General features: G+C 45.5%; 21 protein-coding genes. 8 read left to right on the top strand and 13 right to left on the bottom strand.

Features of this window, described 5'->3' with window-relative positions; translation table 11 throughout:
* The 3 genes from C1S74_RS04390 to C1S74_RS04380 all read left to right on the top strand — a co-directional run bounded on the left by C1S74_RS04390 (position 1) and on the right by C1S74_RS04380 (position 4,822).
* Positions 1-1,086, top strand: coding sequence for an efflux RND transporter periplasmic adaptor subunit (locus C1S74_RS04390; protein WP_045402347.1), 1,086 nt, complete (start codon positions 1-3; stop codon positions 1,084-1,086).
* Entirely contained in the window at positions 1,083-4,187 is a 3,105-nt protein-coding gene (gene vmeI, locus C1S74_RS04385) for an efflux RND transporter permease subunit VmeI (protein ID WP_045402344.1), read from the top strand. Before C1S74_RS04390 ends, vmeI begins: the two co-directional genes overlap by 4 nt.
* Before the next feature lie 74 nt (positions 4,188-4,261).
* Positions 4,262-4,822 carry a DNA-3-methyladenine glycosylase I gene (locus C1S74_RS04380; protein ID WP_045402341.1) on the top strand — a complete coding sequence of 187 codons (561 nt, stop codon included), beginning with the start codon at positions 4,262-4,264 and terminating at the stop codon, positions 4,820-4,822.
* A gap of 335 nt (positions 4,823-5,157) precedes the next feature.
* Here C1S74_RS04380 and C1S74_RS04375 read toward each other — a convergent pair whose 3' ends face one another.
* The 6 genes from C1S74_RS04375 to cls form a co-directional block, all read right to left on the bottom strand.
* On the bottom strand, positions 5,158-5,820 hold the full coding sequence (locus C1S74_RS04375; RefSeq protein ID WP_156145328.1) for a hypothetical protein: 663 nt from the start codon (positions 5,818-5,820) through the stop codon (positions 5,158-5,160).
* On the bottom strand, positions 5,769-6,137 hold the full coding sequence (locus C1S74_RS04370; RefSeq protein WP_045402336.1) for a hypothetical protein: 369 nt from the start codon (positions 6,135-6,137) through the stop codon (positions 5,769-5,771). Before C1S74_RS04370 ends, C1S74_RS04375 begins: the two co-directional genes overlap by 52 nt.
* 292 nt (positions 6,138-6,429) lie before the next feature.
* Entirely contained in the window at positions 6,430-7,287 is an 858-nt protein-coding gene (locus C1S74_RS04365) for a lipase secretion chaperone (RefSeq protein WP_045402333.1), read from the bottom strand.
* 13 nt (positions 7,288-7,300) lie between these two features.
* Positions 7,301-8,203 carry an esterase/lipase family protein gene (locus C1S74_RS04360; protein WP_045402330.1) on the bottom strand — a complete coding sequence of 301 codons (903 nt, stop codon included), beginning with the start codon at positions 8,201-8,203 and terminating at the stop codon, positions 7,301-7,303.
* 279 nt (positions 8,204-8,482) lie between these two features.
* Complete coding sequence (locus tag C1S74_RS04355) at positions 8,483-9,688, bottom strand: cystathionine beta-lyase (protein ID WP_045402327.1); 1,206 nt, start codon at positions 9,686-9,688, stop codon at positions 8,483-8,485.
* Positions 9,689-9,882: 194 nt separating this feature from the next.
* A complete protein-coding gene (gene cls / locus C1S74_RS04350; protein WP_045402324.1) occupies positions 9,883-11,343 on the bottom strand; it encodes a cardiolipin synthase in 1,461 nt (486 codons plus the stop codon).
* A 429-nt stretch (positions 11,344-11,772) separates the two neighbouring features.
* On the opposite strand from cls, the gene C1S74_RS04345 reads away from it, so the two are divergent.
* The 4 genes from C1S74_RS04345 (at position 11,773) to C1S74_RS04330 (ending at position 16,710) form a co-directional block, all read left to right on the top strand.
* On the top strand, positions 11,773-13,143 hold the full coding sequence (locus tag C1S74_RS04345; protein ID WP_045402379.1) for a sodium-dependent transporter: 1,371 nt from the start codon (positions 11,773-11,775) through the stop codon (positions 13,141-13,143).
* A 247-nt stretch (positions 13,144-13,390) separates the two neighbouring features.
* Positions 13,391-15,004 (top strand): methyl-accepting chemotaxis protein, encoded by a 1,614-nt coding sequence (locus C1S74_RS04340; protein ID WP_167391143.1) that lies wholly within the window; start codon positions 13,391-13,393, stop codon positions 15,002-15,004.
* Positions 15,005-15,053: 49 nt separating this feature from the next.
* A complete protein-coding gene (locus tag C1S74_RS04335) occupies positions 15,054-15,746 on the top strand; it encodes a TIGR01621 family pseudouridine synthase (RefSeq protein WP_045402319.1) in 693 nt (230 codons plus the stop codon).
* Between the two features lie 31 nt (positions 15,747-15,777).
* Positions 15,778-16,710, top strand: a complete 933-nt coding sequence (locus C1S74_RS04330) for a class I SAM-dependent methyltransferase (RefSeq protein ID WP_045402317.1) — start codon at positions 15,778-15,780, stop codon at positions 16,708-16,710.
* A 92-nt stretch (positions 16,711-16,802) separates the two neighbouring features.
* Here C1S74_RS04330 and C1S74_RS04325 read toward each other — a convergent pair whose 3' ends face one another.
* The 3 genes from C1S74_RS04325 to norR form a co-directional block, all read right to left on the bottom strand.
* Positions 16,803-17,846, bottom strand: a complete 1,044-nt coding sequence (locus C1S74_RS04325; RefSeq protein WP_045402314.1) for an FAD-binding oxidoreductase — start codon at positions 17,844-17,846, stop codon at positions 16,803-16,805.
* A gap of 76 nt (positions 17,847-17,922) precedes the next feature.
* Positions 17,923-19,584 carry a hydroxylamine reductase gene (hcp, locus tag C1S74_RS04320; RefSeq protein WP_045402312.1) on the bottom strand — a complete coding sequence of 554 codons (1,662 nt, stop codon included), beginning with the start codon at positions 19,582-19,584 and terminating at the stop codon, positions 17,923-17,925.
* Positions 19,585-19,997: 413 nt separating this feature from the next.
* On the bottom strand, positions 19,998-21,527 hold the full coding sequence (gene norR / locus C1S74_RS04315) for a nitric oxide reductase transcriptional regulator NorR (RefSeq protein WP_045402309.1): 1,530 nt from the start codon (positions 21,525-21,527) through the stop codon (positions 19,998-20,000).
* Between the two features lie 272 nt (positions 21,528-21,799).
* Between norR and C1S74_RS26515 the strand changes: the two genes are divergently transcribed.
* A complete protein-coding gene (locus C1S74_RS26515) occupies positions 21,800-21,952 on the top strand; it encodes a hypothetical protein (RefSeq protein ID WP_167391142.1) in 153 nt (50 codons plus the stop codon).
* Positions 21,953-22,021: 69 nt separating this feature from the next.
* Here the strand turns inward: C1S74_RS26515 and C1S74_RS04310 are convergent, their stop codons facing one another.
* From C1S74_RS04310 to C1S74_RS04295, 4 genes are read right to left on the bottom strand one after another with little or no spacing between them, the layout of a single operon-like run.
* Positions 22,022-22,630: a CDP-alcohol phosphatidyltransferase family protein gene (locus C1S74_RS04310; protein ID WP_005450653.1), complete on the bottom strand. Its 609-nt coding sequence runs from the start codon at positions 22,628-22,630 to the stop codon at positions 22,022-22,024.
* On the bottom strand, positions 22,623-23,270 hold the full coding sequence (locus C1S74_RS04305; RefSeq protein ID WP_045402306.1) for an ATP-binding cassette domain-containing protein: 648 nt from the start codon (positions 23,268-23,270) through the stop codon (positions 22,623-22,625). The genes C1S74_RS04310 and C1S74_RS04305 overlap by 8 nt, the downstream gene beginning before the upstream one ends.
* Positions 23,236-24,945, bottom strand: a complete 1,710-nt coding sequence (locus tag C1S74_RS04300; protein ID WP_045402303.1) for an ABC transporter permease — start codon at positions 24,943-24,945, stop codon at positions 23,236-23,238. Before C1S74_RS04300 ends, C1S74_RS04305 begins: the two co-directional genes overlap by 35 nt.
* A gap of 9 nt (positions 24,946-24,954) precedes the next feature.
* The gene (locus C1S74_RS04295) at positions 24,955-26,112 is read right to left on the bottom strand and encodes an ABC transporter substrate-binding protein (protein ID WP_045402300.1); all 1,158 of its coding nucleotides are present in this window, start codon (positions 26,110-26,112) and stop codon (positions 24,955-24,957) included.
* Between the last annotated feature and the right edge of the window lie 61 nt (positions 26,113-26,173).

Here is a 26,173-nt window from a genome sequence, read left to right as displayed (position 1 = left end):
ATGAAAGGAATCATAGCTTTAACCACGCTTTGCTCTGCCATGTTACTTGCAGGCTGTGGTGAAAAAGGCCCAGAAAGAGAATTGGAGACCCCTCGTGTTCGTGTTGCTTCTTTAGAAGGGCAGCGCGTTGATGACAACTTATATTTTCCTGCGATAGCCAACGCTGCCGATCGTTCACATTTGAGTTTCCGTGTGGCAGGTGAGGTAAGTCGTGTTTTGGTCAAAGAAGGCGATAAGGTCATTAAAGGTGATGTCATTGCTAGGCTTGACCCAACTGATTATCAATTGGACGTAGATAACGCATCTGCGCGTTTTTCTGTGGTAGACAGCCAATATCGTCGTTCCGCACCGCTGGTTAAAAAAGGTTTATTAGCTAAGTCCCAATTTGATGAAATTGCGGCACAACGCCAAATCGCGCTCGCTGAGCTTGAATTGGCTAAGTTGCGTTTGTCTTTCACTGAGCTTAAAGCGCCAGTCGACGGCATTATTTCCCGTGTTAATGTCGATCAATTTGAAAATATTCAAGTTGGTCAATATATCGTTAACATTCACAGTGTTGATCGCGTCGAAGTCCTTATTCAGCTCCCCGATCGTCTTTACGTGAACCAACCTCCTACTGAAGAGCGTTTGACGGCAATTAATGCTGTCGTTCGTGTGCCAAGTGGCAATGAATACAAGGCGAAAATCAAAGAGTTCACGACAGAACCTGACCCTGATACAGGCACCTTTACGGTGACGCTATCACTGCCAATGCCGGAAAACGAATACATTCTTGATGGTATGGCGGTAGACGTGACATCGAAAGATGAAAAGGTGGGTCTTGAGCTTAACGTCGGCATTAACGTTCCTATTGAAGCGATCTTTAATGCCGATGGAGATGATCTGAGCCGTGAAAATAAATTCGTTTGGGTTTTGAATGATGATAATACCGTGAGCCGCAAACAAGTGCGTGCAGGTAAAGCGTCACAAACCTCAGTTCAGATTCTTGATGGCCTAGAACTTGATGACAAAGTCGTTGTTGCTGGTGTATCCCGATTAAGAGATGGCATAAAAGTGGAAGTGGTTAAGCAGGAGGCAACGCAATGAGTGAACAAAAAAATACTGCGCCTCAAGATGACGATAACGTAACTGGCATTGCGGCCTATTTTATTCGCAACCGTGTTATCAGTTGGATGGTGTCGCTGATCTTTTTGATCGGCGGTGTGTCAGCATTCTTTGGCTTGGGACGTTTAGAAGATCCTGCGTTTACTATCAAAGATGCAATGGTTGTTACTTCTTATCCGGGCGCAACGCCTCAACAGGTTGAGGAAGAGGTAACGTATCCGATAGAAAAAGCGATTCAACAGCTGACTTATGTTGATGAGGTCAATTCCATCTCCAGCCGAGGCTTGTCGCAAATCACCGTGACCATGAAAAACAACTATGGTCCAGATGACTTACCACAGATATGGGATGAACTGCGTCGAAAAGTAAATGACTTAAAGGGCTCCCTGCCTCCGGGTGTAAATGACCCATCGGTTATCGATGACTTTGGCGACGTATACGGTATTTTGCTCGCGGTTACTGGTGATGGGTACAGTTACAAAGAGTTGCTCGACTATGTTGATTATTTAAGGCGGGAACTCGAACTTGTTGACGGCGTCAGCAAAGTTTCGGTTTCTGGCCAGCAACAAGAGCAAGTCTTCATTGAAATCTCGATGAAGAAGTTGAGCAGTCTTGGCCTATCACCAAATACGGTTTTCAATTTACTTTCGACTCAAAACGTCGTTTCCGATGCCGGTGCAATTCGAATTGGTAATGAGTACATTCGTATTCAACCGACGGGTGAGTTCCAAAGTGTTGATGAGCTAGGTGATTTGTTGATCACGGAATCAGGTGCTCAAGGTCTTATCTTCTTAAAAGACGTTGCTGAGATTAAACGTGGCTACATGGAAGTCCCGACGAACATCATCAACTACAACGGTGAACTGGCGTTGAACTTGGGCGTCTCATTCGCTCAAGGTGTGAACGTTGTGGAAGTGGGCAAAGCATTTGATCGCCGTGTTGCAGAACTGAAATACCAACAACCCGTTGGTGTTGAAATTTCAGAAATCTACAACCAGCCGAAAGAAGTAGATAAGTCAGTGAGCGGTTTCGTTGTCAGCTTGGCTCAAGCGGTTGGTATCGTCATTATCGTGCTGTTGTTCTTCATGGGGCTTCGTTCTGGTCTCTTGATTGGTTTAATCCTTTTACTGACCGTGCTTGGTACCTTTATCTTTATGAAGTATCTGGCTATTGATTTACAGCGTATTTCATTAGGTGCCTTGGTTATCGCCTTGGGTATGCTGGTGGATAACGCCATCGTGGTTGTAGAAGGGATACTGATAGGTACCCAGAAAGGGCGAACGAGACTGCAAGCAGCGACGGACATTGTTACTCAAACCAAATGGCCATTGTTGGGTGCTACGGTAATTGCGGTAACGGCGTTTGCGCCAATCGGTTTGTCAGAAGACTCGACAGGCGAATACTGTGGCACCCTGTTTACCGTGCTGCTTATCTCATTGATGTTAAGTTGGTTTACGGCGATTTCTTTAACGCCATTCTTTGCAGACATCTTCTTTAAAGGGCAGAAAATCAAAAGTGGTGAAGGCGAAGACAACGACCCATACAACGGCATTGTTTTTGTTATGTACAAGAAGTTTCTAAGCTTCTGTATGCGCCGAGCTTGGTTCACCGTGATGGTTTTGGTTGCCGGTTTAGCGGCGAGTGTGTACGGCTTTACGCACGTGAAACAAGCGTTCTTCCCGTCTTCTACAACGCCTATCTTCCAATTGGATGTTTGGCTGCCAGAAGGCACAGATATTCGAGCGACCAACGATACGTTGCAAGAGTTAGAAGGCTGGTTGACAGAGCAAGATCACGTAGACCACATTACCACAACGGCAGGTAAAGGTTTGCAACGTTTCATGCTGACCTATTCGCCCGAGAAGAGCTACGCTGCGTACGGTGAAATCACAACTCGTGTTGATAACTACGAAGCGCTTGCACCATTAATGGAACGTTTTAGAGAGCATTTGAAATCTGATTATCCAGAGATCAACTACAAGCTGAAACAAATTGAATTGGGCCCTGGTGGCGGTGCGAAAATTGAAGCACGTGTTATCGGCTCTGATCCAACAGTGCTACGTACTATCGCTGCGCAAGTGATGGATGTGATGTACGCCGATCCGGGTGCAACAAACATTCGTCATGATTGGCGTGAACGTACTCAGGTACTTGAGCCTCAGTTTAATGAAAGCCAAGCACGCCGTTACGGTATCACCAAATCAGATGTGGACGATTTCCTTTCAATGTCGTTTTCGGGCATGAGCATCGGTCTTTACCGAGATGGAACAACGCTAATGCCAATTGTTGCTCGTCTACCAGAAGATGAGCGTATCGATATTCGCAACATCGAAGGGATGAAGATTTGGAGTCCAGCACAGAGTGAGTTTATTCCATTGCAACAAGTGACCATGGGTTACGATATGCGTTGGGAAGATCCAATCATCGTGCGTAAGAACCGCAAGCGTATGCTAACGGTGATGGCAGATCCAGATATCTTGGGTGAAGAGACGGCGGCAACATTGCAAAAACGCCTACAACCTCAGATTGAAGCGATCGAAATGCCACCAGGCTACTCTCTAGAGTGGGGTGGTGAATATGAATCTTCTGGTGATGCTAAAGCATCGTTGTTCACCACGATGCCGATGGGTTACTTGTTCATGTTCTTGATCACCATTTTCTTGTTCAACTCAATCAAAGAACCTTTGATTGTTTGGTTAACGGTACCTCTGGCATTGATTGGTGTGACGACAGGTTTATTGGCCTTGAATACACCATTTGGTTTTATGGCGCTGCTGGGCTTCTTGAGTTTGTCTGGTATGGTTCTGAAGAACGGTATTGTACTACTTGACCAGATTGAGATTGAAATGAAGTCGGGTAAAGAAGCGTACGACGCGGTTGTGGATGCAGCAGTAAGTCGTGTTCGTCCAGTATGTATGGCGGCAATCACCACCATTCTTGGTATGATTCCGCTACTGCCGGATATCTTCTTCAAGCCAATGGCAGTAACCATCATGTTTGGTTTGGGTTTTGCGACCGTACTGACACTAATTGTCGTGCCAGTGTTGTATCGTCTATTCCACAGAGTGGCATTGCCGAAGTAACCGCTTAGAGAATCAGTTAAGTTTGAAAAGCGCCTCTGACCGACCGTCAGGGGCGTTTTTATAAGGATAAAAAAATGGAACATAGAACGTGTGCATGGGCGATGAACCACCCACTAGAGCGTGAATATCACGATGCAGAATGGGGCGTGCCAGTCCACGATGACACCGTGTTGTTTGAGTTCATCACGTTAGAAGGCGCGCAAGCCGGTTTAAGTTGGATTACGATTCTGAAAAAGCGCGAAGGCTATCGCGAAGCTTTTGAAAACTATGACTTGGATACGCTGATCCAACGCGATGAAGAGCGTACAGAGTTCATCGTCGAGAACTTCGATGTGGTTAAGCATCGTGGCAAAATTAATTCGGTATTTAGCAACGCCAAAGCGGCAAAGCAATTGATAGAAGAATACGGAAGCCTTTCCGCTGCGCTATGGCAGTTTGTCGATGGCAAGCCTATTGTGAATCATTGGACGAACATGAGCCAAGTGCCAGCCTCAACGGAGCAGTCTAAAGCAATGAGCAAATTCCTCAAAAAGAAAGGTTTTAAGTTTGTTGGTGAGACGATCTGCTACGCCTTCATGCAAGCTGTTGGCATGGTCGATGACCACATTGTTGGTTGTCCTAAAAAACTGAATTAGTTTTTAACTTTAGCTTTTTAGGTTGGTCATGGAGTCTATGTTGCAGTTAAGTGGTAGCATATATATCGGAACTACCTTGTAAATACGAAACTTGAGCAAATGTTTGAGAGTGTGGACTTAATGAGCTAGAGCGAATTTGAGAACTAAAAGAGTAGTTGTTCTCCTTATCATAAGGCAATGATTTGGCGCTCTAGTACATGACTCAATACATCTAAATCTGGAGTTGCACCAACTCTAAGATTATTGTGTTTAATTTATTATTGCTAATTTAAATTCCGCCCTGCTAAGTGTTTTAACTTTGATGAGCTGCACTCTCGAAAGAGCGCAGCTCAAAGTTATTTCCAGAACTTATCAATCATAAAGAATAGACGTTCTTGGCGATCCCAACGAGTTGAGTATGTTGGTTGACCTTCTTCATAGTAACCCACGATACTATCTGTGTAGATATCTTCGTACGAGTAAATTAGTTTATCAGCCACATCTCGCTTGTATGCCTCAATGTAAGGCAAGTCACCACGCAGCCAGTATAGATTCTCTAGGTGGTACTTCAAGCTGAATGCTGATTGATCTTCGTTCTTAACTTCCGCTTGGAAGAAACCAGTAATAACGTTATCTTCAACAGATACACGGCCAGCAGTATATTCCATGCAAACACCGGCAGTATCACCAACTTCTGCATCACACTGTTCATAGTATGCTGTACTTGCTTCGTTTACATGAGTAATGTAGCTATCTTCCGAAGCAGTAACTTTCTCAACATCATCTTGGGCAATAGCTTGGTAATAATGTTGGTAAGCTAGTGTCTCTGGTTTAGCTGAATCCCAGTAATAGAAGCCGTAACTTTGGTAAGATTTCCAGAAATCATCATTCATCTTATTATCAGTCATAACAGAAGGAATCTTGATGACCAGATCTTTAACACCAGTATTGGGGTTAGCGTTGTTAGTCACTTCACAACGAACGAGGAATGAACGAGGAATGAACGAGATACTTCCCATTCATCAATGTTAGCTTCGTTGTTACAGATATAGGTTAGAGATTCTTTATCAAGACCATAGATTGCAGCAACTTCAAACAACTCATCTGTGAAGACCGTAGTGTATTGTTTAAGTGCGTCTGGCAAAAACTCACCAATTGGTTGGTTTGGGTTGGTAAAACCATCATCTGTGCTTTCGAGACCATCTTCAAGACACTCACCATTCTCACCACAAGGCGTAGTTGGGATATTTAGGTCAGGATTGCCAGCAGGAGTTGTAGCACCACCGCAACCAATCAACGTTGCTGACGCAAGAGATGCTAGAAATAACCTTTTCATTTTTATTTGTCTGATATGTTTGAGTAGGAGCGAATCCTATCAATGCGCATTACATTAAATCTATTTATAGTTTTTATAATTCCTGTTTTTACTATTTGTGTTGAAAGGCGCTTAAACTGAGTGGGTTCAATCGAGCATATACCTCCATCCACTGTAAAGAAGTGATGCTTGGATTTTTAATCACTTTCCTTTGCGTTATATTTCAGAGGTGTGAGGTTTTAATTGCGAGGCGTTTTGTAGTGCGATTTATCTTTTTTGATATTTTCTTTAATGCTCCTCGGTTTCCAAGGAGCTAATTGTTAGCTTCACTATCATGAATTCTTTCTAAAGCCTCGACGCGACGCCATTGTTTTTGCTCGAAGCTTTGTTCTCTTAATCCAGCGATTTCTGTTTTCTTTTCATCCTCACCGAGGAAATCATTGTTTATGATCTCCGCTCGTTTCTCTAAATAATCGCTGAGTGATGCATTAAACGAGGCTCGTTGTTCATCCAGAGTCTGTAGTCGTTCGGCGCCTTCTTCACCCACCAAATCAACACGAACCAAATACTTATCTTGTGCAGACATTTCTGAGGTTTGATTTAGTTCAATCACTAGCGCGTTATTGCGCTCACTTTGTTGAATGTACTCAGGTTGAGAGGCGAGGTTTTCTTCGAGCATTTGTTGTTGAGATTCAGCGTCTAATTGGGTTTCTCGAATGGCGAGTTTATCTATTGCTAACTGGCGTAAGCGATTTTCTTCATCGAAAAGTTGAGCAATTTGTTCATCAGTAAAAAATTCGCTCTGTATCGACAAGATGGCGTTGTTCAGTTGTTCCAATTCCATCAATGACAGAGAACGTCCTTCAAACGGTTCTAGCTTGGATAACGCTTCTTTGTAGGCGAGGTAAGTTTCGAACAGTTCTGCGCTGATACCCAGTGAATTTGGTTGTGATTCGCCAGCTTTTACGTTGGTTTTGATTTCTTCAAGGCTTTGCTCCCCAAGACTGCTCAATGAGTACTCAAAGAAGTCTTTCTGGGAGGAAAGATCAACTGTAGTGTCTTGTTGTGAATGCGCCTTTATTGGCTGCGCTGACTGAGGTTGATACAAATAAACCGCTCCTACACTAATCAGTGATACAACGGACACAATGACAAGAGCGGCTTTCTTCATGATAAGTTCCTTTTTATAGACCTTGCAGTTTTAAGCGATTTGCATGCTGGCGATACAGTGTGACGGGGTCAGTTTCGAACAAGTGATGAATGCCAAGTAATCCGTTGATTTCATCCAGATGATTCATCTTGTAGTTGTCTCGAATCACCTTACCTAGGTGAGTACTGCATGCCCCGACAAGGCCATCGTTGGGGCCATCAAATGCCAAGCCTAATACGACCATTGCGCCGTCAGTAGGGTCAAACAGATTGGTAAAGTTTGAAGAGCCCGTCCAGGAGTAGTAATACACGCCATTCGATGCCAATAAATCACCATCTCCGCATTCACTGGTTGGGATGCCTTCTGGATAATGTTGGTTGAACGCCAAAGATCCTTCGATGGTCAGAGCTTCTAAAGAGGCTAATGGGTCTTGGTCAAGGTCTGTGCCACCGGAAAGTAGGTTAATCAGTGTCACGAGTCCTTCTGCCAACTTCACGGCCACGCCTTCACTGATAGAGCCTTCAGGCACCGTACCGCGCACAATATCTGCAACTTTAGAGCCCTTATTTACCCCTCCGATACTGGTAACGGATGCTATTAAGTCAGGGCGTATGGAGGCGACATAGCGTGTTGTTGGGCCACCGTGACTGTGTCCAATCAAGTTGACCTTCTGTGCGCCTGTTGCAGCAAGCAGCGTTTCAATCTGTGCTAATAGCTGCTCACCGCGAGCTTCACTGCTGTTGGTCGCAGACACTTGGGCAACATAAACCGTTGCGCCATCTTTGGTCAGAGAGTGTGGGATGCCATAGAAGTAATCGACACCGGCTAAGGTATCAAAGCCAAACAACCCATGAACAAGAACGATGGGATATTTAGTCTCCGTGTAACCACTGGCGTTGGCAGATGCAAAGGGTAGGGTGCTTAAAACGAAAAGCATTGTTGTTATGAATCTGAGTTTCAAAACTATCTCCTTGTGGTATGACCTCTTATGAGTTTTATAAAATAGGAGATAAGTTTTGCGGTTGAGAAGTTCGTTTGTGGCACATTGTTTTAATCTGTGATTACTCAAAAGAAAATCAACAGATATGATTAACATTGGATTTATGAATATTAGAAAGTTAGTTAATGCTAATTAAGACAATGAGTTAGTAACTCTGTAATGAAAGACAAAAAATAGCCTCGCAGTACGAGGCTATTTAATAATTGTTCTGAATACTTATAAAGAGGCTTCTTTTTCGAGCACGAGCGCGTTGTATCGCTCGAAGCCAGCTTCAAGATCGGAAATGAGATCTTCGACATCTTCAAGACCGATGTGCAGGCGGACAAGTGTGCCTTCGAAGTTTGGATTCGCCACTGTGCGCAAACTGTTAAAGCTCTTTGGCTCGTTAGCTAAAATCAAACTCTCGTAACCACCCCATGAATAACCCATGCTGAAGTGCTTCATGCCATCTAACAGCGCTGTGGTTGCTTTCGGGTACGAGCTTTTCAATACGAATGAGAACAAGCCATTACCACCGGTAAAGTCGCGTTTAAAGAACTCATGACCGGGGCAGCTTTCTAGGGCAGGGTGGCGAACGTGATCGACTTCAGGGCGGTTTGCCAACCACTGTGCGACTTTCAGGCTGTTTTCTGCATGCTGGCGTAAGCGAACATCCAAAGTACGAATACCGCGCAGGCCAAGATATGCATCATCGGGTGATACACACTGTCCCATTAAGTAACTTTGTTCACGTAGCTGATCCCAGTATTTCTCGGAAGCAACTGCAGTGCCAAGCATCACGTCTGAGTGACCGACAATGTATTTAGTTGCTGCTTGGATCGAAATATCCACGCCATGTTCAAAGGGTGAGAAGTTCACCCCCGCGCCCCACGTGTTATCAAGCATTACGATGATGTCTTTTTCGTGTGCAATGCTTGCTAGAGTCGGAACGTCCATGACTTCCATAGTGATAGAACCCGGAGACTCAAGGAAAAGTACCTTGGTGTTTGGCTGAATTAGGTCGCGGATACCTTCGCCTATCATAGGATCAAAATAAGTCGTTTCGACGCCCATTTTTTTCATAATGGTATCGCAGAAATCGCGGGTTGGTTCGTAACAAGTATCCACCATCAAAATGTGGTCGCCGGTTTCGATAAAAGACAGAATCGCATTCGAGATTGCGGCCGTGCCACAAGGGTAAAGTGCACAGCCAGCACCACCTTCGATTTCCACCATAGCATCTTGGAAAGCAAAGTGAGTATTCGTACCACGACGTCCGTAAAACAATGTTTTGTTGGTTCGGTTAATCATTGCTTGGTTCTTTTCAGCAACGGTATCAAACACGATAGTTGAAGCTCGTTGTACTGGTGGGTTGACCACGCCATTCGTCCACTTCTTATCACGGCCTGCGGTAACGAATTTGGTCTTTTTGCCCTCTGACATAAAATTTCCCTGTCTAATTTACGATTTTCAATATTTAAAACATGGACGATGGGTGGTTTGCAAGGGAAAACTTAACTTCAAACGACTCCTCCGAGGATAGGTCGAAAAACAGAAGCATTGATTGAATAAGAAAAAGAAAACCGACAGTTTATGGCTGTCGGTTTTCGAGGAAGTTTTGTTATTTTGGGTATTTGTTACAGCAATGGATTAAACAGGTAGAAAACACGCTCTAAGAAGCGAGAGAAAATACTGCGTTTTTCCCACTTATCTCGGTTAACGGTATGGGACTGTTTGATATAGCTGTCTTGCAGCCACGACATCTGTTTTGTGAACTCTTCATCATCGACAGCCAGTGTTACTTCGAAGTTAAGCCACAAACTGCGCATGTCCATGTTTACGGTACCCACCAAACAGAATTGCTCGTCAATCACGACTGATTTTGTATGCAGTAACCCGCCATAGAATTCATAGATCTTCACCCCAGCGACAAGCAACTCGTCATAGAATGCACGCGAAGCCCATTGAACCATCATTGAATCATTCTTGTGCGGAATGATAAGTTCCACTTCGATGCCGCGCTGCGCGGTCATTTTCAGAGTCTCCAATAGATCGGCACTTGGCACGAAGTAAGGCGTGGTGATTCTGACGGAACGATTCGCTTGATTGATGGCTAATGTGAGAACTTGGTAGATCAAATACTCTGGCATACCAGGGCCAGACGGCACCACTTGGATTGGATGCTGAAACTCATCTTCTTTATTATCGATTCTGCATTCTGGATGTTTAGGGAACTGACGCTCGCCAGTTTCTACTTCCCAATCCCAACAATGAATAGCACTCAAGACGTTTACTGTCGGCCCGGTTACACGCACCATGATATCGATCCACTGACCGACACCACTGTTCTGTTTGAAGAAGGCAGGATCAACCAGGTTCATCGAACCGGTGTAAGCGATCTCATCATCAATCACAATGATTTTACGATGTTGGCGCAAATCCAAACGACGAAGGAAGATACGCCACATTTTTACTTCTAACGCTTGCACAACATCAATGCCTGCGTCTTTCATCATCTTGTACCAATGACTGCGGAAGAAGCGTGGACTGCCTGCTGAATCCAGCAGCAGTTTTACATCAACACCACGCTTGGAAGCGCGAATCAAAGCCGAAGCAACCGCATCTGCCAATCCACCAGGATGCCAAATGTAGAAAACCATACGAATACTGTGCTCTGCATTCTCGATGTCTTCGATAATCGAGTGCAGAATTTCGTTAGGTGATTGTTGTAGAGAAAGGGTGTTCCCACTTAATGCAGGTAAACCAAGACGGTTGTTACACAGCTCATCGATGCGATAGATATGGCGTCCCATTGCTTCAGGGACATGCGCATTACAGTCATTTAACTGAGTAAACCATCGTTGGAATGGTGAAAACATCTCTTTTGCACGTTCTGCACGTTTGCGGCCGAGGTTGAGCTCACCGAATAGAAAATAACAAGCAACGCCAAGCACCGGCAGAATATAAATGATCATCAGCCATGCAAGAGAAACACTAACAGCGCGACGTTTTAATACGACACGGATCGTAACACCAGCAACCAAAAACCAATAAAGGCCGATGCCGGTCAGGGTGAGAAAATGATAGAACTTGTCCATAGTCGCCAATAGTAATAAACCCAATATGGATATTAAGCGTAAATCGGGTAACGGGAAACTATTTTCATACCACTAGAGGGGGATGATTTTGTATCGTGAAATGAATTTTATAACGAGACGTTCTGTTACTGAGGCGTTAAAAGTTGGAGGAAATCTTAACCTTTGCGCAAAAAATCAGCATTTAGCGTGAACAATAATACATTTGTGCGATAAATGTGCTGATCGGGGTTCCAATTTTAAATTGAAACTGCTTTACTTGCCATACATAGAGCGTCACACAAACATCTTATAAAGTGTACATTTATATTTACACGAACATATTCTAGACGCCTATCTCTATGCAAACACAACTAAACATTTTGGAGAAAAAGCGTGGCTACAAATACAGCAGCACCACGTGATACGTGGGGGTCTAAACTAGGCTTCGTAATGGCAGCAGCGGGTTCCGCTGTCGGTTTAGGCAATATATGGAAATTCCCTTACACAGCAGGTGAGAGCGGCGGCGGTGCGTTCGTAGCGATCTACCTTTTGTTTGTTATTTTTATCGGCTTTAGTGTAATGCTGACAGAATTCGCTATTGGCCGTAAGACAGGTCTATCTGCAGTAGGTGCTTTCAAATCGACTGACCGTCGTTGGACATTTACCGGCGTTATCGGCGTACTAAGTGGTCTACTCATCATGGGTTTCTACCCGGTAGTAGGTGGCTGGGCGCTAGCGTACATCTTTAAAGTTGGTGGCGGTCTACTAAGTGCTCCAGAAGCAATTGGTGATAGTTTCGGCGGCTTCATTTCTGATCCAGTTCAACCGCTCATGTGGATGGGCATCTACCTATTCCTTAACATTGTTATCGTAATGAAAGGTATTTCGGGCGGTATCGAGAAAGCGGGCAAAATCTTAATGCCTCTTCTGTTCCTTATCCTGATCGTCGTATCAGTAAAAGGTCTGATGCTACCAGGTGCAATGGCAGGTCTTGAGTTCCTGTTCATGCCAGATTTCTCTAAAGTAGACAGCAATGTGGTTCTGGCGGCGCTAGGTCAGGCATTCTTCTCTCTAAGTCTAGGTATGGGTTGTATGATGACTTACGGTTCTTACCTGAAGAAGAAAGAGAACCTAGTTCAAACAACTGGTATGGTTACGGCGATGGATACAGGTGTTGCAATCCTAGCGGGTGTGGCAATGTTCCCAGCAATGTTCGCATTTGGTATGGAGCCAGCAGCAGGTCCAGGTCTGGTATTCGTTGTTGTTCCTCAACTGTTTGCTGAAATGGGTGGCGTTATTGGCCTTCTATTCGCACTGATGTTCTTCATCGGCCTAACTGTAGCGGCATTGACGTCTTCTGTATCTCTACTAGAAGTTGTGGTTTCTTACCTAATCGATGAGAAAGGTCTAAAGCGTTCAACGGCGGTATTGTCTGCAAGCGTAGTAATGGCATCACTATGTGTGTTTGCATCACTATCACTTGGCGGTGTTGGTCCAACGCTATTCGGTACTGGAGCATTCGATATCTTTGACCTGCTAACAGACAAAATCTTCCTAGCGGTTGGCGGTATGTTGGTGTGTATCTTTGCGGGTTGGCGTCTAAACCGTGCAGAGCTAGAGAAAGAAATCACTAACGACGGTAAAGTTTCTTTCCCTCTATTCGGTCTTTGGTACAACCTAGTTAAGTACGTAATCCCAGTAGCTATCGCAATCGTTGCTTTCATGGGCATCAAGTCTGGTTTCGACAGCGGTAAAGGCGAAATCATGCTGGTGGGTATCGGAATCATCGCACTAGCGGGTATCTTCTCTAAGAAGCTATAACCAAGTAGATTGATGATTCAAAAACGGGAGCCTTAATCGGCTCCTTTTTTTAAATTCATAATTTATAGGATTGAGAGAATTCATATTAATAATGGGTGTTAATTGTGAGGTGGCTCGCAAGGGGAGGTGGGTCACAAAAAATTGTACTCAAGTTGCAGAGAGTCGTTCCGATAACCCTTACAAAGCATGTGTAAATGTGTAGTTCAAACCAGTAAAAAACACAATACAACGGTAAGGAAGGTTATTAGTGACAATGTCTGTTCGTAAAAAGCTGTACGCGAGTTTTGGTGCCATTTTGGCAATCATGCTAGTGATGATTGGAATTATCACGCTAGAAGTATTGAAATCGCACAACGTGGCTGACGAGGTGAGAACGGACGACGTTCCTGAAACGGTCAACTACTTGATTCTGATTGACGAAGCGGGTGATATCTATCGTGATGCACTAGGGAGTATCGTCAATATTGCGGGTGCACAAGCTGACTACCAATCTAATAAGCTTGAGTTCGCAGCCGCGATTGCGGAAGTAAAACGTTTAGAAACGGTGGGTGGTGAAGACTACCGTAACATTGAGAAAATTGAACGTTATATGGAAACCTTCGAGAAAGGTTTTGAGTCGCAAATTCTAACTAACCTTGGCGCCGCAAACGTAGAAGAGAACGTAGTGCGTTTACGTGCATTGTATGACGCGAACCTCACACCAATTGAATCGATTCTTGATGCTGCATCGACGGATGGCCGTGAAAGCACAAGTGATGCTCTACTTAATCTTTCTGATTCCTTCACCAGTATTGAAAATACGATTTATGTGCTAGGTTCGATTGCACTTGTAGCAACAGTTGCCATTGCGTACTTGTTGTCTAACTCGATTACGAACCGCTTGAGTAAGTTGGATGAATTAGCGCAGCGTGTAGCTGAAGGCGATCTTACAGTGGAACCGATTGTAGACAAGTCTGGCGATGAATTGGCGAATTTAGCGAATTCGTTAAACAAGATGCAATCTTCGCTAACCAGTTTAATTGGTTCAATTTCGTTGGTGTCTGAGGAAGTGAAATCCGTAACGGGGGAGCTATCGGTTGTGAGCCAAGATATCGTAGTTGGTGCAAGCAGCCAGGCTGACAAAGCTCATCTTATCGCAACGGCTTCTGAAGAGTTGAGCTTGACCATCTCTCAAGTGGCAGAGCAGGGCGCAGCAACGTTTGAAGAAGCGCGAAAATCGGAATCAACCGCAGAGCAAGGTCGTGCCGTAATTGTCGAGATGGTTGAAAGCATCCAACAAGTGTCACAACAAATGACTGACATGTCAGTGCAAATGAACAGTCTGGGTTCTCATGGTGAGAAAATTGGCGCGGTTATTAAGGTGATTGAAGACATTGCCGAGCAAACTAACTTGTTAGCACTGAATGCTGCAATTGAAGCCGCGCGCGCTGGCGAGTTTGGTCGAGGTTTTGCCGTAGTAGCAGATGAGGTTCGTGCTCTGGCTGAACGTACAACGAAAGCAACGCAAGAAGTCGGTGAGATCATTCAAGCAATCCAAGTGGGTACCCAAGAGGCGGTAACTTACACCGAAGATGGCTGTCGCCTGGTTGAAATCGGTGTGAGCCAAAGTTCAGGTGCGGTGAATTCTCTTGAAGAAATCGTGTCTGGCGCGGCACACGTCCAAAGCATGGTGAACTCAATTGCAACTGCGGCTGAAGAGCAAACGGCTGTGACGAAAGAAATTGCCGCGGATATTACGTCGATCAGCGATATCTCAGCACGCTCATTGCAGTTGGCGAATGACAGCTCGCAAAGTGTCGAAGGTCTAAACCGTAAAGTTCAAGAACTTGAAGCCTTAGTGGGTAAGTTTAAGCTCGCCTAATCGCTTAGAATCGGTATACTTCTGGCTCCAAACGTGGAGCCAGTTTTTTATGTTCGACATTCTACATACCCATCCAGATTTTCTGATCATCAATAAGCATCCCAACGTCTCTGTTCATAAAGACGATGGTGACACCATGCTGCTGCAAGAAGTGGCAAAGCAGAGTGGTGATGAGCAGCTGTATCTTATCCATCGTCTCGACAAAATGACGTCTGGGATTTTGCTTTTAGGCCGCAATACGATAGCAGCAAGTGCTTTGTCTCAAGCATTTGCAGAGCGTGAAGTTGAGAAGTTCTACCTCGCGATTGGGTCGAAAAAGCCAAAGAAAAAGCAAGGCTTGGTGGTAGGCGATATGGAGCGCTCTCGTCGTTCTTCATGGAAATTGGTCAACAGCAAACAAAATCCCGCGATTACTCAATTCTTCTCGCTTGCCGCAGAGCCGGGAGAACGCCTGTTTTTATGTAAGCCGCACACCGGCAAGACTCACCAAATTCGCGTGGCATTGAAATCGGTTGGTTCAGGTATTGTTGGCGATCCAATTTATAATGCGGGCAATGACGCTGATCGTGGTTACCTACATGCTTTTTCATTGTGCTTCCCGTATCAAGATGAAACGCATTGCTTTGTTTGTGACCCACGCGAGCATGAAGTGCTAGGTCATAAATGGCACAATGAAACCGTATCCCAGGGTGTCGACACTTGGCTCTCCCCGTGGGAATTAAACTGGCCTACGATCAAATAACCATCACAAAGAAAACGAATAAGAGATTTCGATGCAAGCATCACAACTTCCGCTGTTTTTCCAGCATCTAGAAGCGGAGCTAACACAAGCTCCCAATGAAATTCGCCGACTGTTTCACGGTCGTGGTCGCCGCTTCGAAGGTTTAGAGCAAATCACGTGTGATTGGTTACAAGGTCAGTTGATCATCAACCTATTTAAAGAAGTGGATGAGACGTTTCTTACTGAATTAAAAGCAGGGTTGAACACGCTTTCAGAATCTGCTCTGTGGGCAGAGCAACAGGGGCGTACGATCGTGATTCAGCACCGTTACGCTGACGGTGCACCTTCTGAAATTCTGTTGGGTGAGCTAGATGCTCGACCTGTGGTTGAAGAAAGTGGCTTGAAGTACCAGTTAGACATCGGTCGTAACCAGAACTTCGGTCTGTTCCTTGATATGCGTTACGGCCGTGACTGGATACGCGAGAATGCTAAGCACAAAAACGTACTTAACTTGTTTGCTTACACTTGTGGCTTTTCTGTTGCTGCGATTGCTGGTGGCGCAGATAAAGTCGTTAACGTGGATATGGCGAGAGCATCACTGTCTAAAGGTCGTGAGAACCATAAGCTGAATGGTCATAACATCAACCAAGTGAGCTTTATGGGGCACGACATTTTTAAGTCGTGGGGCAAGATTAAGAAAGCGGGCCAATACGATGTGATCATCATTGATCCACCATCATTCCAGAAAGGCAGCTTTGCACTAACCAAAGACTACAAAAAGATTCTACGCCGTTTGCCAGATTTATTGGCAGAAGGTGGTCAGGTGTTAGCGTGTGTAAACTCGCCATCGGTGACCAGCGATTTCTTGATTGAAAGCATGAAGGAAGAAGCACCAGAGCTGACATTCCGCGAGCGTTTGGATAACCCGCCAGAGTTTATGGATGTAGATAGCGAAGCTGCACTGAAGGTTTTACTGTTTAGCTGAGTTTAGATAAAGAAACTTCCGAGTTTAATAACACTTTTTCATAAACAAAAAGCGCCTAGTACGGCGCTTTTTTAATGTTCGTATCAACGACTTTAACCAATCTGAACTTCAAGATCAGATTCAATCATTGAAGAGCAGGCGAGTACATAGCATTGTTCAATTTCTTCTGGTGTTAATGTTTCAAGGCTGGTTGAAGACACGCTGCCCTTGCGAACCTTACACTTACAAGAGCCACAAATACCGCTTCGGCAAGCTATGATCAGTGGTAATCCTGCGCCTTCCAACACATCAGCGAGGACTTGGCCTTTTTGAGCATCAATCGTTTGAGCGAAATCAGGCACTGACACACTCGCTGATTCATCTGATACTTCGGTTTCTTCGCTTGCTGCTGGTGTAAAGCTTTCTTGGAAGAAGTTTGCCATATCAAAGCCAAGCTCGCTCAAGTAGCTTTGGACATCGAGCATAAACTGATTTGGACCGCATAGATAAACCGTGCGCTGTTTAAAATCTGGCACCAGTTCTTTTAACCACTCAGCATTCAAACGACCTTCAGGATAAAGCGTTTCACCACGGTTTTTCAGTAGCAATTTCAAATTGAAATCTGGATAAACCGAATGGTAGGTTTCTAGTAAATCAAAGTAGATGGTTTCTGGTTGAGAGCGAGCAATGTGCAGGAACTCAATATCAACACCGGCGTCGTTACCTAGCCATTCTTTTGCCATCGCGAATACAGGCGTAATGCCACAGCCCGCACTGATGAGCAGTGCTTTCTTTCTGCCATTGATCGCGATTGGTGGGTGATCAATGCAGTTGAAATCACCCGTAGGAGGAAGAGCTTGAACCGTATCTCCAATGAGGAGCTTATCGATGATGTAGTTGGATACCTTACCGCCGTCGACACGCTTGATCGTCAGTTGTAGACAGTCGTCACCAGAAAGAGAGCTGAGTGAGTAGGCACGAAACTCCATCTTGCCATCGATTTCAACGCCAAGGTTGATGAACTGACCGGCTTTAAATTCAAACAAGAGCGATTCTGACAGGTCTGCCAGCTTAAGGCTCACTGCATCGTCAGTCTCATGGTATTTATCTACGCAGCGTAGCGTGACAGGTTGACTGCCTTGCCATTCAAAAAACATATCAATCTCTTTGGTTGTCGAGTACTCGATAGATAAAAGCGCCCCCAATTAAGGAGGCGCGTGATAAGCGAGGCGATTACGCTGCTAGTATAGTTTTAAGATCGTCCTGAACGTTGCCAATGCTGCGCATGTCGAACTTCTCTTGGATAATCGCAATTAGGTTCGGCGTTAGGAATGCTGGCGCCGTTGGACCTGTGTAGATGCCTTTCACGCCAAGAGCGAATAGCGTAAGCAGGATCACAATCGCTTTTTGCTCAAACCAAGACAGAACAAGCGTTAGAGGAAGTTCGTTGATGTCACAATCGAACTCTTTCGCGAGCGCTAGTGCAAGCTGGATCGCTGAGTACGCATCGTTACATTGGCCTACATCCAATAGGCGAGGGATGCCGTTGATGTCGCCAAATGTGTTCTTGTTGAAGCGGTATTTACCACAAGCCAGCGTTAGGATCAGCGTATCTTCTGGTGCTTCTGCAGTGAAGTCGGTGTAGTAGCTACGCTCTGCTTTGTCGCCATCACAACCACCTACTAGGAAGAAGTGTTTGATGTTGCCTTGCTTCACTTGGTCGATAACCGCTGGGGCTGCGTTCATTAGTGCGTTGCGACCGAAGCCAACCGTGATGTTGTGTTCGATTTCGTCATGCTGGAAGCCTTCTTGCGCTAATGCACATTCAACGACTTGGCTAAAATCGTCACCTTCTAGGTGAGCGACACCCGGCCAACCAACAATGCTACGAGTGAATAGACGGTCTGCGTATTGGCCAACGTTCGGGTTCAATAGGCAGTTTGATGTCATCACAATCGCGCCAGGGAAGTTAGCGAACTCTTTCTGTTGGTTCTGCCATGCGCTACCGTAGTTACCCACTAGATGAGGGTATTTCTTCAACTCTGGGTAGCCGTGTGCAGGCAGCATTTCACCGTTGGTGTAAACGTTAATGCCTTTGCCTTCAGTCTGTTGCAAGATTTTTTCTAGGTCGTGAAGGTCATGACCAGAAACAAGAATACATTTGCCTTTCACTGGCTTCACGTTAACGGTGGTTGGCTCTGGGTGACCGAACGTTGCTGTTTCACCATGATCCAGCATTTCCATCACTTTGTAGTTCATAAGACCGATGCGCATTGAGCAGTCTAGCAGTTCACCTAGATCTTCAGGGTCAGTTCCAAGCCAAGCCATGATTTCGTGGTATTCCGCGAAGATGTCATTGTTGGTTTGCTCTAATACTCGAGCATGCTCCATGTACGCTGCAGCACCTTTTAGACCGTACAGGCAAAGTAGGCGCAGGCCGATAACGTCTTCGTGTACTTGGTCTCTACCGCGGTTTACCGCAACTTGAGGAGCAAACGCCAAGATTTCCTCTGCGCTGTTTGGCAACTCGAAGTTTGCTACATCAGGAATGTTCACTAGCACTTCATCTGCAAGGGTTGCTGCTGTCGTCGCTTGGTCTTTTAGCAGCGCTTTGTAAGTGGCTGCTTGAGAAGTCAGTTCAAGGATACGCTCTGGATCGAAGTTTACGTTGGTCAACGTAGAGAAGAATGCTCTTGGAGCCCATTGGTTGATTTCATCATTGATGATGTTGAATTCAAGCGCGCGTGCTGCCCAAAAAGAAACCCCTTGCAAAGTGTAAACCAACACGTCTTGTAGATCGGATACCTCTGAAGTTTTGCCACACATACCTTGTGCGAAAGAACAGCCTTTTACAGCTGGGGTTTGGATTGTCTGTTCACATTGAATACAGAACATATTGGGTTCTCCAGTGATTGTAGTAATAGTCGTTTTGTTTTTCCTTATAAAGCAGAATGCGTGCCAATTTTTATCTTGTTGATTTTAAATGGTTTTGTTCCGTTTTAAATTTGTGATTGATGTAATTGTGACAACGTGAATGATGTGCAAATGACAACAAAAATACAGATGTGATGAGAAAAGCAACGCGCGAGAAACGCTTAAACAGTCGAAAGTGGAAGTGCTTGTTAAACAGGAGAAAAGTTAGTGTGGTTTTGTAAAGACAAAAGATTCCCAATCGCGTTTCTTTGCAGCATTTAGGAATGCCTTGGTGTTATTGAAGAATACACGGAACTAGGTGCTCCGGATGAGCCTGAGCAAACCACCCGGAATCGTTGAGTAGAGTGAATTGATGAGAGAGGTAAATCGGAGTGTTATTTGCTAATGCCGAGCTTTTTACCCATGCGATATAAGTTACCCCGATCCATCTGTAAAAACTCCGCTGCTTTTGCCCAAACACCGCCAGTTTGGCTTAAAGCGTGTTCAATCAAGTCTCGTTGATAACTCTCTACTAACTCACGCATTGGCTGACTCTCTTTCGGCAAGTAATGTGATGTGTTTTTTACATCATCCAATGCCAGTGAAGTATCAAAGTGATTGAGCATGATGGTGCTCGCACCTTGTTGAATCGCATGTAACGCAGCTCGCGTTAAGGTGTGCTCAAGTTCTCGAACGTTACCATACCAAGGCAGAGATTCTAGTTGAGTCAGTACCTTAGGGTGAACGTGAAGGTTTGGTGCGTTAAATTGTTGACGTACTTTTTCTAACAAATATCCTGCAAGAACTGGAATGTCGCCATCACGAGCGCGAAGTGGTGGCACTTTGATTGGGAACACGTTTAAACGATGGAACAAATCCGCACGGAATGTGCCATCTTCCACTTCTTTTTCTAACTGTCGGTTGGTGGCTGCGATGATGCGCACGTTAACCATCAAATGCTGATCGCTACCCACACGTTGCAACTCACCTTGCTGGATAACTCGCAGCAGTTTTGCCTGCAAAATCAATGGCAATTCACCCACTTCATCTAAGAAGATTGTACCGCCATCAGCCAATTCGAACTTACCTGCACGATGACTATTGGCTCCGGTAAAAGCCCCTTTCACGTGGCCAAACAGTTCGCTCTCCGCCAGACCTTCGGGTAGGGCGGCGCAGTTTACGTAAATCATCGGTTTATCATTACGATGAGATTGAGCATGGACAGAGTGAGCAACAAGCTCTTTACCCGTCCCCGTTTCTCCCGTTACCAATACTGCGTAATCCGACTGAGCAACGGTCGCAATGTTGTTTCGTAATTGATTGATTTGTGGGCTTAAACCAACCATGTCACCGTGTTGTGAGCGTGCCTGTTGGATCAGGGTTTGCGTGACGCTCTTTTGCTTCTGGTTCTGCGCTTTAAGGGCTTTTAATTGCGCAATGTTACGCAGTGTTGCCGCCGTTAGTGCTGCGAATGTTTCGATTGCGACCGGGTCGATATGGTCAAACGCGCCAACAGCTAGCGCATCCATGGTTAATGCGCCGACAAGCTGCCCCTCAACGTACAAGCTAAAGCCCATGCAGTCATGGACGTCAATGCATTGATCTTCGGTTAAAAGTGTTCCATCAAATGGATCGGGTAGGGCACAATCAGCGTCGAAGCGAACAGGCTCGCGACTATGAATGATGGCATCTAAACGCGGGTGAGCTTTAGGAAAGTAACGGCGACCGAGAACTGAGTTCGACAAACCTTTTACTGCAACGGGCGTAAGGAAGCCATCTTCATCAAAGATAAACAGACAACTCGCATCACAAGGGAACACTTGCGCCACTCCATCAATCAGGTTTTGGTATTGCTGCTCATGAGAGCGATTTGAGCTCAGATTGAGTGCGATATTGAGAAGTACGTGGTCGACAGTAGGAGTCATAACAAGCCCAGAGTTATCTTGAATGGGCTCATGCTAGCAACTTGATGTCATTTGAACATCGAAAGGTGTGAGAGATTGATGTTCCATTGACGACGATCAAGTGACACAACAGAACTGTGATGCAAATATGTGCAACTGGTTGATCTTAAGAGCTAGGAATGAGGGATTCAGCCTCCGCAAATAATATTATCCGAAATTGAACTTTTTCCGTTGACCTGAAGTTAACTTGAGCTTTTATCCTCCATCTGTAAAACACGTCAGGAGGACAGGGTATGCATAATAACTACATTAAAGAATTAGCCGTAAAGAGCTACCAAGAGGATCTACAAAAAGAGTTTTACCGCGCTAAGAAACGGACGTGGCATTTTCCGAGTTTTGTCTCTGGAATTGTGGTGACACTGGTGGTGAGTGGAATGCTTTATTGAGGGAGGATTGAAAAGAGATTCCCGACTGCGGTCCTTCGTCGCTATCAGGAATCTCTCTTTAAGTTTTGTTTACGGTTTCAACGTATGAAATCCAGAGTAAATACGCGTAAATGTGGTAAACCAACATGCCGCACCAAAGATGTACGCAATCACGGCAAAATGTTGCGGGAACAAGCAGAACAGGACGAAGCAACCAATGGTCTCAGTGCCTTCTGTCAGACCGCTCATGTAGTACAGAGATTTGTGCTTGTAGACAGGGTTATCGATACCACGTTTACCCGCCATGATCGCAAATGCTAAGAAGCTGCTTCCTGTACCAATAAACGAGAAGATCAAGAACGCGCCCGCGACGGCGTTCTGTTCTGGGTTTGCCAACACAAAGCCAAATGGAATCAGAGAATAGAACAAGAAGTCTAGGCTTATATCAAGGAAGCCGCCCGCATCGGTGATGCCTTGAATCCTCGCTAAAGCACCATCCAATCCATCACAGATTCGATTCAGCAGAATAAACGCTAATGCAAGCGTGTATTGCTCTGCCATCAATGCAGGTAAGGCAAAACAACCAAGGGCGAAACCAAACAGCGTGGTTTGATTAGCCGTCACGCCACATTTATCGATCAGTTTCGCACTCTGTGCCAATGGCCACTTAATGATTTTGATACTCAGGCTATCAAGCATGGCTTGTCTCCCAAGGCCAGTTCAGGCAGCGACTGCCCTCAGGAATATCATCCTCATCGTGAGTCACCATTAAAGCAGGAATATTGGCTTTTTGAAGTTGCTCCACAACCCAATTACGAAACTGTACGCGCAGATCTTTATCTAGCTTGCTGTATGGCTCATCGAGTAGGGCAACTTTCGGTTTTGCCAACAACATGCGAGTGAGAGCAATACGTGCGCGCTGGCCGCCTGAGATTTGATCAGGGAAAGATTCTGCGAGCTTAGTTAGTGAGATGTGCTTCAAAGCCTGCATGGCACGCTCTTTGCGCTCTGCGCCTTTGATTGAGTCGGGTAGCGCGAAGGCCAGATTCTCCCACACGGTGAGGTGCGGGAAGAGCAAGTCATCTTGGAACAGAATACCTACCTGACGTTTGTGCGCAGGTAAAGCATCCAGCTTTTCGTTGTCGAGCGTGATTGAGCCTGAATAGTCGAACTCGGAAGACAGGTGACCAGCAATCGCATCCAACAAGGTGGATTTTCCGCAGCCGCTTGGGCCCATCAGGGTAACAATTTCACCTCTCTTTACGGTCATGTTGAACGCAGAGAAAAGTGTGTCGCCATTGGTTTTACGGATGGCGAGGTTTTCGAGACAAAGACTCATTCGGTAGTAAACCTTTAATAGACAACCGGCGATACTTAACGTGTAAACGACTAAGTAGAATCGCAAAAGAGAAGAACATTAACGGCAAGAGAGCTTGCCAAATTGCGTAAATCGCGGTGACACGACGGTCGAAGCCACTTGAGAGGGCTACCGCTTCTGTTGTTATTGTGCTGATGCGACCTGCACCCAGCACTAGTGTTGGTAGATATTGCGCCAAGCTCACACTAATACCCACTGCCCAAGCAAAGGCTATTGCAGGCAGAAGAATAGGCAACTTCACTTTCAACCAAGCTTGCATTGGTGATTTACCAAGGCTAAGAGCGACACGAGTCAAACCGTTGTCGAAGCTGCGCCAAGGTCCATCCAATGACAGGTAAACGAATGGAAAGGCAAAGAAGACATGTGCCCAGCATACCCAGAAGAAATACGCATTGCTGTCGAGATACAGAGTGGCGACCTGCATACCAAACAACACAGAAAGTTGCGGGATCAACATAGGTACAGCGATGATGTACCCCGGCACCTGCCAACGGTATCGTAGGCGGTACTCATGAGCGATCAGCGCCAATACAAGGGCAATAGATGCACTGATAACTGCAATCAACATGCTTTGTTCTAGCGTGCCAAGAATGCTTTGCCACTCGTATTCCCAAAAACGTAAGCTATAACGGCTTGGTAATAAGTCAGGGAAACGCCAACGCTGTGCAAAGCTCCAGACCACCATCAATGGCACCATTAAAAGAGCAAGCAGAGCAATCAAAGAGAACAAGGTCTTACCCGGCAAGCGGAAACCGCTGCGACCAGAGTATTGCCAGCGTTTAAAGCCTTTGGTTATGCCCCATTCAACAAGTCGTGCAAAACCAATCAAAAGGCTCGCAATGGCAAACAGTACCACCGCTCCTGCCGCTGCTCTTGGTAGGAGCGACAAATCAGGATCGTTAAACCACTGCCATACCAACACTGCAAACGTAGGAGGGTTGGTTGGGCCAATAATGAGCGCCACATCCACAACGGATAAGCTGTAAGCCAGAACAGCCAACATTGGGAAACGCAGCTTCGCTAACCATTGTGGGAAAACGCATTTCCACCATGCTTGCGCGGAACTGTAACCCATCGAATGGCTGACTTTTTCAATCTTCTCAACTTTTAATTGCTGAAGAATAGGAATGCTCATCAACAATAAAAACGGCACTTCTTTAATAGCAAGCATGACGATCAAACCCAGTGCGTGTGGGTCTTTGATCAACAACGCTAAGTCATTCACTGTTTGAGCATTTGGATCGTAACCAAACATTTGGTTGAGTACACGAGCGCCCATGCCTGTGGGTGCGAATAGAAAAGCGAAGCCAATGGCAAACGCGACATGCGGCATAGCAAGAAGAGGGGAAAGACTCATTTCAATCTTGCGCCAGAACTTGCCGCCCCATGAAGCTTGAAGAATCGCGAAAGTGATCAAACAAGCAAGGTAGCTGCTGAAAATGGCGGAATAGAAAGTCAGTCCAATAGACGTCCACACACCTTCCCAGTCAAAGACAGCATGAAAGCCATCCAGTGAAAAGTGGTGCAAACCAATAGGGGGTACATAGCCGAGCGCAGACACCACCACCCCGAGTAGCCCCGGGATGGTCGGTAATATACAAACTGCGATAATAACTAGATACAGCGCTCTTAACATGGGTGTGTATTAATTTCCGTAGCGTTTCAGCCATTCTTTTTCTAATGCGGCTTGCCAGCTTGGGTGTGGCTCCGCGATAGATTTGAACTGTTGAGTATTTTTAGCCGTGCCGGTTAGGTACTGGCTGCTTAGCACTGAAGGATCACCCCAGATGTTTATGTCACCTTTGCGAGACTGTGCTTCAGGGCTTAATAAAAAGTTTATAGCAACTTGCGCGCCTGCACTGGCGTTTGCGTTCCAAGGAATCGCTAAGAAGTGAATGTTCGATAATGCGCCAGCGTCCATCGCGTATGCTTTGGTGCTTTCTGCTAGGTTACCGCTTGATTGTGCTGAAAAAACCGCGTTCGGGTTGAACGTTACGGCTAGGTCAATCTGACCATCATCTAACAGTTGTACGGTTTCTGCTGTTCCGCCTGGGAACTGTTTACCGCCGCGCCATGCAACAGTGTGGAATTCATCTAGGTAAGCCCATAGAGGCTGCGTAACGGTTTTGAATGCTTCATCGGTCACTGGTTTTTGCAGTGCAGGATCGTTGTTACTTAACTCAATGAGCAGAGATTTAATAAAGCTAGTGCCATGGAACTCTGGTGGGCGAGGGTAAGTAAGACGGTTAGGAAACGCTTTTGCGTAACTTAGCATTTCTGCGTAAGAGCTTGGCGGGTTGTTTAGCGTCTCTTCATCGTAGATGAAAACAAGTTGGCCAACACCCCATGGCGCTTCAAGGCCATCAGTCGGTTCTGAAAAATCAACATCTACCGGTAGTGTTTTGTCGACATATTGCCAACTTGGTAGACCATCAACAAAAGGGCCAAACAGCAGTTGGTTGTCTTTCATTGATTTAAAGTTTTCACCATTAATCCAAACCATATCTACGCTGCCACCGCTGTTCTTCCCTGCGGCTTTTTCTGCGATAAGGCGAGTGGTGGTTTCAGAAATGTCGGTGACTTTTACGTGGTTAAGCGTCACGTTGTAGCGAGATTTAAGCTCTTTGCCTGCCCATTGGATATAGCGGTTGATCTCTTGGCTACCACCCCAAGCATGGAAATAAACAGTCTGACCGTCGGCTTGTTGTTCGATTTTTTGCCATCCTTCTGTGTTAGAAGAGGCATAGAAAGAGGTGGCAAAAGTGGCGGTTAAAATGCCAATGGTGCTAAGTAGCTTTTTCATACGTAATCCGTGTTTTTATCTTCGTTTTCATTTTGGAGCTTTGTTCCGCTATGAAGTGGCA

The organism is Vibrio hyugaensis, assembly GCF_002906655.1.
In the GTDB taxonomy this organism is placed as follows: Bacteria; Pseudomonadota; Gammaproteobacteria; order Enterobacterales; family Vibrionaceae; genus Vibrio; species Vibrio hyugaensis.
The sequence above is the reverse complement of the archived record's forward strand: the minus strand, read 5'-3'. Positions and strand labels throughout refer to the sequence as shown.